The following is a 3,305-nucleotide window of genomic DNA, read 5'->3' as shown; positions in this document are numbered from 1 at the left end:
CAAAAATTTAAAGCTGCAGATGAATGATTCTGGCAACGTATCGCTTGCTTTAAAACAATTAATAGTTGCTTGATCAAACGTCTGCAAGATGGACAATCATCCTTCCTGCAGGCGCCTTCACAAGATACCTGCGCATACTTTCAAAGATCTTGGGAAGTGGCCTCAGCGCCATTCCCGCGTGCTGCGAAGTTTCCTTCGTAGCGAAGCCGCCCATTATAGCCGGCTTTTCCGCTTCGTCAACACCTTTTTTCAAGGCCGTCTCACCGAAGTGGACGTTGTTGCCGATGCTGCTTCGTCGTTGGACCCGAAGGCCTTTCGTCGTTGCGAGCCGCCTATTATGGCAGGCTTTTAAGCTTTGTCAACAACTTGTGAGAGGAACTTGAAGCTCTTCGTGAAGTTGTTGCCGTAAGTCCAGGTCGAAACCTGAGGCTTGCAAAAAAAGGAAAACCCCGCTGCATGAGCAGCGGGGTTTTCGGGGTATAAACCCTGGCGATGACCTACTCTCGCATGGCTTAGGCCACACTACCATCGGCGCAGCTACGTTTCACTTCCGAGTTCGGGATGGGATCGGGTGGTTCCATAGCGCTAATTTCACCAGGGAGGCGKTTGGAGTGTCGCYTGGGCGTCGYGTCYTTGCAGGGGCGGGCATGGTGATGCCARCGWTGCAAAGAGACGCGCCTGAGCGCCTGCCTCTCGTTTGGTCTTGTGACGTAGCGTGCACTTGGATCTATCGACATGTCATGTCGGCCAAGGCAACTTGAGGTTATATGGTCAAGCCTCTCGGATCATTAGTATCAGTTAGCTCAATACATTGCTGTACTTACACACCTGACCTATCAACCACGTAGTCTACATGGTTCCTTCAGGGGGCTTGTGCCCCGGGAGATCTCATCTTGAGGCGCGCTTCCCGCTTAGATGCTTTCAGCGGTTATCGCTTCCGAACATAGCTACCCGGCAATGCCACTGGCGTGACAACCGGAACACCAGAGGTTCGTCCACTCCGGTCCTCTCGTACTAGGAGCAGCCCCTCTCAAATCTCCAACGCCCATGGCAGATAGGGACCGAACTGTCTCACGACGTTCTGAACCCAGCTCGCGTACCACTTTAAATGGCGAACAGCCATACCCTTGGGACCGACTACAGCCCCAGGATGTGATGAGCCGACATCGAGGTGCCAAACACCGCCGTCGATATGAACTCTTGGGCGGTATCAGCCTGTTATCCCCGGAGTACCTTTTATCCGTTGAGCGATGGCCCTTCCATACAGAACCACCGGATCACTAAGTCCTAGTTTCCTACCTGCTTGATCCGTCGATCTTGCAGTCAAGCACGCTTATGCCTTTGCACACAGTGCGCGATGTCCGACCGCGCTGAGCGTACCTTCGAGCTCCTCCGTTACTCTTTAGGAGGAGACCGCCCCAGTCAAACTACCCACCATACACGGTCCCCGATCCAGATAATGGACCCAGGTTAGAACGTCAAGCACGACAGGGTGGTATTTCAAGGATGGCTCCRCCACAGCTAGCGCCATGGTTTCATAGCCTCCCACCTATCCTACACAGACGAACTCAACGTTCAGTGTAAAGCTATAGTAAAGGTTCACGGGGTCTTTCCGTCTTGCCACGGGAACGCTGCATCTTCACAGCGATTTCAATTTCACTGAGTCTCGGGTGGAGACAGCGCCGCTGTCGTTACGCCATTCGTGCAGGTCGGAACTTACCCGACAAGGAATTTCGCTACCTTAGGACCGTTATAGTTACGGCCGCCGTTTACTGGGGCTTCGATCAAGAGCTTCGCCTTGCGGCTGACCCCATCAATTAACCTTCCAGCACCGGGCAGGCGTCACACCCTATACGTCCACTTTCGTGTTTGCAGAGTGCTGTGTTTTTGATAAACAGTCGCAGCGGCCTGGTTACTGCGACCCTCTTCAGCTATAGCTCGCACGAGCCACCAAAAAGGGTGCACCTTCTCCCGAAGTTACGGTGCCATGTTGCCTAGTTCCTTCACCCGAGTTCTCTCAAGCGCCTGAGAATTCTCATCCTACCCACCTGTGTCGGTTTACGGTACGGTCTGCGTAAGCTGAAGCTTAGGAGCTTTTCCTGGAAGCGTGGTATCAGCAACTTCGCCATAAAGGCTCGTCTCGGTGCTCGGTCTTRRAGGATCCCGGATTTGCCAAAGATCCAAACCTACCGCCTTTCCCCGGGACAACCAACGCCCGGTATGCCTAACCTTCTCCGTCCCTCCATCGCACTTACGCGAGGTGCAGGAATATTAACCTGCTTCCCATCGACTACGACTTTCGTCCTCGCCTTAGGGGCCGACTCACCCTGCGCCGATTAACGTTGCGCAAGGAAACCTTGGGCTTTCGGCGTGCGGGTTTTTCACCCGCATTATCGTTACTCATGTCAGCATTCGCACTTCCGATACCTCCAGCAGACTTCTCAATCCACCTTCAACGGCTTACGGAACGCTCCTCTACCGCGTACATATAAATATGCACACCCCAAGCTTCGGTTCTGTGCTTAGCCCCGTTAAATCTTCCCCGCAGACCGACTCGACCAGTGAGCTATTACGCTTTCTTTAAAGGGTGGCTGCTTCTAAGCCAACCTCCTGGCTGTCTGTGCCTTTCCACATGGTTTTCCACTTAGCACAAAATTTGGGACCTTAGCTGTGGGTCTGGGTTGTTTCCCTTTTCACGACGGACGTTAGCACCCGCCGTGTGTCTCCCATACAGTCCGTCTCGGTATTCGGAGTTTGCAATGGTTTGGTAAGTCGCGATGACCCCCTAGCCATAACAGTGCTCTACCCCCGAGAGGATACATATGAGGCGCTACCTAAATAGCTTTCGAGGAGAACCAGCTATCTCCGGGTTCGATTAGCTTTTCACTCCTAATCACAGCTCATCCCCGTCTTTTGCAACAGACGTGGGTTCGGGCCTCCAGTACCTGTTACGGCACCTTCACCCTGGCCATGACTAGATCACCCGGTTTCGGGTCTACTGCCCGCGACTATGCGCCCTTATCAGACTCGGTTTCCCTTCGCCTCCCCTATACGGTTAAGCTTGCCACGAACAGTAAGTCGCTGACCCATTATACAAAAGGTACGCAGTCACCCCTTGCGAGGCTCCTACTGCTTGTACGCACACGGTTTCAGGATCTATTTCACTCCCCTCTCCGGGGTTCTTTTCGCCTTTCCCTCACGGTACTGGTTCACTATCGGTCGGTCAGTAGTATTTAGCCTTGGAGGATGGTCCCCCCATGTTCAGACAGGGTTTCACGTGCCCCGCCCTACTCGTCTTCACTGAA

2 rRNA genes (1 of these 2 cut by a window edge) are annotated in these 3,305 nt (G+C 53.5%); both read right to left on the bottom strand.

Going from position 1 to position 3,305, the window contains the following annotated elements:
* Positions 1–484 precede the first annotated feature (484 nt).
* Positions 485–599, bottom strand: a 5S ribosomal RNA gene (gene rrf / locus AC1DCU_RS21395).
* 168 nt (positions 600–767) lie between these two features.
* Positions 768–3,305 (bottom strand): 23S ribosomal RNA (locus tag AC1DCU_RS21390); it runs 343 nt beyond the window's last position.

The sequence above is a fragment of the Stenotrophomonas sp. 10L48 genome (assembly GCF_056395105.1).
The sequence above is the reverse complement of the archived record's forward strand: the minus strand, read 5'-3'. Positions and strand labels throughout refer to the sequence as shown.